The organism is Arthrobacter sp. GCM10027362 (assembly GCF_042679445.1).
GTDB lineage: Bacteria > Actinomycetota > Actinomycetes > Actinomycetales > Micrococcaceae > Crystallibacter.
The window spans coordinates 1-6,739 of record NZ_JBHTML010000205.1 but is presented as its reverse complement, the minus strand read 5'-3'; the positions used below and the strand labels follow the sequence as shown (position 1 = coordinate 6,739).

The following is a 6,739-nucleotide window of genomic DNA, read 5'->3' as shown; positions in this document are numbered from 1 at the left end:
CGGCCGAGCCGCGGCTGCTGCTGCTGGACGAGCCGGTGTCCGCCCTCGACGTCGACGCCGCGCCCATGCTGCGCCGGCTGCTCAAGCGGGTCCTGGCCGGCCGGCGCGCCATCATCGTCACCCACGATGTGCTGGATGCGCTGATGCTCGCCGACCGGGCAGTCATCCTCGAGGCCGGACGCGTCACCGAGGACGGGCCGGTGCGCCGGATCCTGGAACGTCCCCGCAGCCGCTTCGCCGCCGGGCTGGCGGGGCTGAACCTGCTCGCCGGGACCATCACCGGGGACGGGGTCCTCACCGCCGACGGCACCGCCGGGGCCTTCGGCCCCGCAGGAGCCGCGGTGACCGGCACGCCGGACCCGGCCGCCGCCGTCGGACAGGCAGGCATCGCCGTGTTCCGCCCGGCCGAGGTGGCGATCTTCCGCGAACCGGTCCACGGCAGCCCGCGGAACACCTTCGCCGTCACGGTCACGGACGTGGAGCAGCACGGCGGGCACATCCGGATCCATGCGGGCGGGCTGTATGCGGACATTACCGCCGCCGCGGCCGCGGACCTTCAGGTGGCGCCCGGGATGCCGCTCTACTTTGCGGTCAAGGCCACCGCGGTGGACATCTTCCCCGCCTGACCCCGGGTTCAGGCCCTGAAGATGTCCTTGCGCACGCCCATGATGATCCGGTCGCCCTTCCGGGCCGTCTTCAGGTACTTCGTCACATTCTTCAGCTCCAGCGCAATGCAGCCGAAGGTTGGCACCGGATCGGCGTGCAAGAAGATCGCGAAGCCCTCGCCCTGCCGGATCGTCTGCCCCGGCCCGCGGTTGTAGTTGATCACCACCGACTGCCGGTAGTCCCCGCCGCGCATGATCTGCCACAGGTTCTCGTCCGGCCAGCGCTCGAAGAACGGCGAGGCGGCCTCGTAATACTTGTTGTACGAGCTGCCCGGGGTCCCGCTCCAGCGCGAGCGCGGATTCAGCGTCCGGTAGGAAAGCGCGGTGCCGGGATTGCCCTCACCGAACGCCTCGGTCACGGTGTAGCTGCCCTGGGGCGACCACCGGTTGGAGGTGTGGCCGGAAGGAACCCCGGGTTTCTTGAAGCCCTTGAGCCCCACGGTGGCCGTCGAGGTCTTCCAGTCCTGCACGTAGATGGAGCCAATGCGCTTGCAGTTGATGAAGCGGGCCTTGTAGGTTCCGTATTTTTCCGCGATGGCGAAGGAGACCCGGCTGGCGTAGCCGTGCTTGTAGCGGGTTTTACCGGCTCCCAGTGCCCAGCACTCGTTCTTCGGATAGTAGGTTGCACCGGATTTGCGCGCCACCAGGCTGCCGCCTTGGAACACCTGCGTGGTCTTGGAGTCCCGCTTTGCGGCCGATTGCAGCGGGTAGCCGAGCTTCCCGCTGCGGCCGCCGCGCTTCTTCCATTCGGCCAGGATCTGGCCGGTGAGGATGTCGGCGCCGGTGGCCGGTGAATACGCGATTTGCCCCTTCTGGAAGGACTGGAGCGCCCCCTTGGCCTTGAGCCCGGTCTTCAGGTCCGAGGTGGGGTAGCCGAGCCTGCCGGCCTGGCCGCCGGAATTCCGGTACTTCTTCCCGACCGCATGGCTCAGGTGCACGGCACGGGCGCCGGTCTTCGCGGTCCAGTAGATCGCCACGCGCTTGCTGCTGCGCGCCGACGGCTTGTAGTTGCGCACGCAGCCCTTCTGCGCCAGCGTGCAGTTGAGGCGGCCGGCGGAGACGAGCTTCAGGGACTTGGCCTTGGCCCCGATCGCCTTCCGGCCCGCGGTGACGTGGGCCGGTTCGGCCGGCTGCGGTTTGGTCGACGGCGAGGGCTTCGGAGACGGCGAGGCGGACGGCGACGGCGACATCGACGGAGACGGTGACGCCGACGGCGAGGGTGACGCGGACGTCAAGGGCGACGAAGTAACCGACGGTGACGGTGACGCCGACGGTGACGCGGACGTCAAGGGCGATGAAGTAACCGACGGCGAGGGCGACGCGGACGTCGAGGGTGACGAAGTAGCCGACGGCGAGAACGACGGCGCCGGTACGGCCGACGGCGACGCCTCGGCGGCGTGGACGGGCAGGGCCGGGGCCAGCAACGCAAACGAGACGGCGGCAATGGCAGCAACCCGGCCCGCTCTGCGCGGCCCGGACGGGATTGAAGACGGCAATGTTCCCCCAGGTGAAGTGATTGGCTTGCTCCGGCACCCTAAAACCCCGAAGGTGCCTCTCACCGGGTGTTATCGGCAGGAAAGGGCAATATTTAACGAAAATTTCAAATACGCCCTTCCCTCCCGGCCGGGGCACCGGGCGGAGGCGGGACCGGGTCGGCTAGGATTTTGTCCATCCACTCGATGTCATCCGATGCCGTCCGGCGACCCATGCCCAGGAGGAACCCATCAGCAACCCTGTCGTCCCGCAGGATGTGTACTACGGCGCCCCGGAGCCGGCCGACGGCACCGACGTCGTCGAAGTCACCTCGGCAGCCGCCGTCGCCCGGTTCAAGGACCGCGACGACGTCGTCCAGCTCAAGGGCCGCTACGCCCTGGTCAACCGGACGCTGACCCCGCACGAGGCGATGGTGCAGGACCTGCTCTTCATCCGCGGCGTGCTCGACGACGCCGGGCTGGCCTACCTGCTGGTACGCGGGAACGATTCGCGGCCGGTCATCGCCGTCGACTGGCGCCAGCGCAACGAACTGGAGGCGGCCCTGGTGGCCGCGTGCCGGAATGAGCCGTTCTACTCGATGACGGTGGACGCCAAGAAGAAGACCGCGCTGCTGGTCGCGGACGGCAAGCTGGCCGAAAGCAGCACGCCCCGGATGTTCCGCCTGTACCGCCCGCGGCTGGAGCCGGACGGCGGCCTGCTGTACCGGGCCGGCGCCGGCGTCCAGCTGGAACTGTGGAAATGGGACGGGGACCTGATCCACCTGCCGATCGAGAACTCGCTGACCCGGCGAACCATCCCGGTCGGAGAGGCGACCCGCGGCACGGTGCACCGCTACGGGCTGGACTGGCCCACCATCGAGAACATGTTCGCGGACCATGCCGCCGACATCGGGTTCGAAATCGACATCGTCTTCTCCTGGGTGGACGGCAACAATCCGGAGTACCAGCGGTACCGGGCCGGCTTCATGGAGAACGTCGTCGTGGGCGAGGGCGACGACGCGGACGCCCGCTACCGCCAGATCAACGAGCTCAAATACGCCCTGCGCAGCGTGCACATGTTCGCGCCCTGGATCCGGCACATTTTCATTGCCACGGACTCTCCGGTCCCGGACTGGCTGGATGCCGGGCACCCGAAGATCACGGTGGTCCGCAGCGAGGAGCACTTCCGCGACCCCTCGGTGCTGCCGGTCTTCAATTCCCAGGCGGTGGAGTCACAGCTGCAGCACATCGACGGGCTGAGCGAACACTTCCTCTACTCCAACGACGACATGTTCTTCGGCCGCCCGGTGGGGCCGGACATGTTCTTCTCCCCCGGCGGCATCACCAAGTTCATTGAGGCATCCACCCGGATCGGCCTGGGCGACAACCATCTGGACCGTTCCGGCTTCGAGAACGCCGCCCGGGTCAACCGGCGGCTGCTCTGGGAACGGTTCGGCCGCATCACCACCCGCCACCTCGAACACTGCGCCGCGCCGCTGCGCAAGAGCGTGCTGTTCGAGATGGAGCAGGAGTTCGCCGAGGAGTTCAAGGCCACCGCCGCCAGCCGGTTCCGCGCCAAGGACAATATTTCGGTCACCAACTCGCTGTACCACTACTATGCGCTGCTCACCGGGCGGGCCGATACCAAGGTCGACGCCAAGGTGAAGTACGTGGACACCACAATGCACTCCGGCCTGCACGAGCTCAAGCGGCTGCTGAAGAAGCGCAACCGGGACTTCTTCTGCCTCAATGACGGCAGTTTCCCGGAGGTCAGCGCGCAGGAGCGCCAGCAGGTGGTGACGGCGTTCCTGGAAAAGTACTTCCCCATCCCGGCGCCCTGGGAGAAACCGGCCGCCGGCTAGGTCGCTCCGCGACCGGCCGGAGACTGCTCAGGCCACTTGCCGCCGCCGCAGGCTCGCGCAGGTGATGCAGAAGCGCGCCTCCGGCCGGGCCTCCAGCCGCTCGCGGGGAATCTTGTTGCCGCAGCGCTCGCACACCCCGTAGGTGCCGCGCTCCATCCGTTGCAGGGCTTCGAGGACTTCGGCGAGCTCCTTCTGGGTGCTAGCCAGCAGCGCCTCCTCGCGGGCGCGTTCGAGGTTGAGCGTGGACCCTTCCGGGTCGTACTCATTGTCGGCGGGAAGGTCCCGGCCGGCCAGCGTCACCTCCCGGATGTCCGCCGTCAGCCGTACGATCTGCCGGCGGGCCTCGTCGGCCTTGTCCTCCAGCAGCTGGCGGAAGAAGGCCTCCGGCGGTTCGGCGGATACGGTTCCGGAACCGGTTGGCTCTTCGCTCATGGAGCACCACCTCTAACTACAGTGAAGCCAGATTACTCCCGTACGCCGACGGCGGCACCTGCCGGTTCCTGCGGATGCAAGTCCCCCGGCGCCAGGCGCTGCGAAGGACAGCGGCAGCCGCTGAACGCTCAGCGGGTGGCGACGGCGGAGCGGCCGGGATTGGTGGCCTCCGGGATGACGACGCCGGCGGCCGCCAGCAGCCGCTGCGACTCCTCGTGGGAGACCTGCCGGCCCACCGGGGTGCCGCCGCCCAGCGGCACCACCGAATGCACCACCGTGTCGTCGTACACATGGATCATGTTGTAGCCCTGCGCCCCGTCCCGCCCGCCGGTGGCTCCCGCCGGCCCGGCCAGATCCTGGGTGTAGCAGGTGGCCGAGGCCACCGACACCGGGATCCCGGCGAAGGTCGCCGTCGTGGAATAGTGCAGGTGTCCGGCGATGATGGCGCGAACGTCGGTGCCCCGGAGCACCCGTTCCAGCCGTGCCTGTCCGCGCAGCTCCACCAGCACGGCCAGTTCCTGCACGCTGGGCACCGGCGGGTGGTGCAGCGCCAGGATGGTGCCGTGCGGGGCTGGCTCCGCCAGCTGGGCGGCCAGCCAGCGCAGCTGCCCGTCCGCCAGTTCGCCGTGGTGGAAGCCGGGAACGGTCGAATCCAGGGCGATCACGCGCAGGCCGTTCACGTCGTGGACCTGGTCCAGCGGAGCCTGGCTGGCTGCGGCCTCCGCCGTTTGGCCCAGCAGGGCGCGGCGCAGATGCGCGCGGTTGTCGTGGTTGCCCATGGCCCAGATGACCCGGGCGCCCAGCCGTGCGGCCGCCGGCTCCACGATCCGGCGCAGCTTGGCATACGCCGCAGGTTCGCCGCGGTCCGCCAAGTCCCCGGTGAAGACCAGGGCTTCGGGGCGGGCGCCCGAGGCTTCCAGATCGTCGAAAACCTGCCGGAGCCGGGCGGTGCTGTCCACCACCCCGTAAAGGGGCTCGGCGCCGCCCAGCAGATGGGTGTCGCTGATGTGCAGGATGAAATGGTTTGGTCGCGGGTGCTCAGCCCGGATGGTGTCCATCTGTAACCTTCTGGGGTGCGGAAATGGCGATTTCCTCTACTAAACCGTAACCATCGTACGGGGGGCTTAAATTTCCCCAAACACGGCATGTCTTCGACACCTCATTTGGTCGCAGATCCGTGGGCGGACCGACGACGGCGGCGCCGGCCGGAACGCCGGGCCTGAGCGGTTGAAGGTTCAATGCGTCCCGGTGAACCGCAGCGGCGGCCGGTTATCCCGGACCGCCAGCGCGGCCCCGCCGGCCTCCAGTGCCGAAGCAAAGCGGCGATCCGCCCGCGAGCGCGGCCGGATCGCCGTCGGGAACCCGCGGCAGGGCCAACCGTGCCGCCGGTTCGCGCATCGCGGATGGGTGTCGGGCTCACCCCCGGCCGGCTGCCCGGCTCCGATTGCCCGGGCCGGCAACCCGGGCTAGGCTGCCCCCGGGACCGCTCGGGAAAAGGTCCGGCGGTCTGCAGACAGACAGCACCGACACAAGGACGGCCAGCATGAATACCATCACGCCCTGCCTGTGGTTCGATACCGAGGCCGAAGAGGCGGCAGAGTTCTATACCGGGCTGTTCCCAAACTCCCGGATCCTCGAGGTCACCCGCTACGGGCCTGACGGCCCGGGCCCGGAGGGGCGCGTCATGACCGTCAGCTTCGAGCTGGACGGCCTGAAATACGTGGCCCTGAACGGCGGGCCGCAGTTCAAGTTCACCGAGGCGGTCTCCTTCCAGATCCCCTGCGCGGACCAGGACGAGGTGGACCGGTTCTGGGCAGCACTCTCCGAGGACGGCGAGGAGGGCCAGTGCGGGTGGGTCAAGGACAGGTTCGGCCTGTCCTGGCAGGTGGTTCCGACCATCCTGCCGGAACTGCTGGGCAGCCCCGACACGGCAAAGTCCCGGCGCGCCATGCGGGCGATGCTGCAGATGAAGAAGCTGGACATCGCCGTCCTGCAGCAGGCCTTCGAGGCCGCCTGAGCGGCAGCCCCCGGTCCCGTGCCGGTGCGGCAGCACCGGCCTGCAGCTGCCATTGTGGCGGCTGCAGGCCGGTTGTATTCTGGCCGCATCACCGTGCAGGACGGCCCCGCCGGCCCAGCCCCAGCCCAGTTCGAGGTGCATTGCCGTGACCATTCCCCCGCCGCCGTGGGAGCCCCATCCGGATCCCAGCGAACCGCCCCCGCCCGAGCCCGAGCCCGGCCAGCCGCCCAGGCCCGAACCGACCCGGCCCGGCCCGATGCCCAATCCCCTGCCCGGGCCCGAGCCGGAACC

General features: G+C 69.0%; 6 protein-coding genes. 3 read left to right on the top strand and 3 right to left on the bottom strand.

What is annotated here, in order from left to right:
* A partial coding sequence (locus tag ACFQ36_RS19585; RefSeq protein ID WP_377016681.1) for a TOBE domain-containing protein occupies positions 1–626 on the top strand: 626 nt, incomplete at its 5' end.
* Positions 627–634: 8 nt separating this feature from the next.
* Here ACFQ36_RS19585 and ACFQ36_RS19580 read toward each other — a convergent pair.
* Positions 635–1,855: a hypothetical protein gene (locus ACFQ36_RS19580; protein ID WP_377016679.1), complete on the bottom strand. Its 1,221-nt coding sequence runs from the start codon at positions 1,853–1,855 to the stop codon at positions 635–637.
* 560 nt (positions 1,856–2,415) lie between these two features.
* On the opposite strand from ACFQ36_RS19580, the gene ACFQ36_RS19575 reads away from it, so the two are divergent.
* Entirely contained in the window at positions 2,416–3,999 is a 1,584-nt protein-coding gene (locus tag ACFQ36_RS19575) for a stealth conserved region 3 domain-containing protein (RefSeq protein WP_377016677.1), read from the top strand.
* A gap of 27 nt (positions 4,000–4,026) precedes the next feature.
* Here ACFQ36_RS19575 and ACFQ36_RS19570 read toward each other — a convergent pair whose 3' ends face one another.
* A complete protein-coding gene (locus ACFQ36_RS19570) occupies positions 4,027–4,431 on the bottom strand; it encodes a TraR/DksA family transcriptional regulator (protein WP_377016676.1) in 405 nt (134 codons plus the stop codon).
* Between the two features lie 128 nt (positions 4,432–4,559).
* Positions 4,560–5,489 (bottom strand): phosphodiesterase, encoded by a 930-nt coding sequence (locus ACFQ36_RS19565; RefSeq protein ID WP_377016674.1) that lies wholly within the window; start codon positions 5,487–5,489, stop codon positions 4,560–4,562.
* Positions 5,490–5,974: 485 nt separating this feature from the next.
* Between ACFQ36_RS19565 and ACFQ36_RS19560 the strand changes: the two genes are divergently transcribed.
* Positions 5,975–6,448, top strand: a complete 474-nt coding sequence (locus ACFQ36_RS19560; protein WP_377016672.1) for a VOC family protein — start codon at positions 5,975–5,977, stop codon at positions 6,446–6,448.
* Positions 6,449–6,739: the final 291 nt, after the last annotated feature.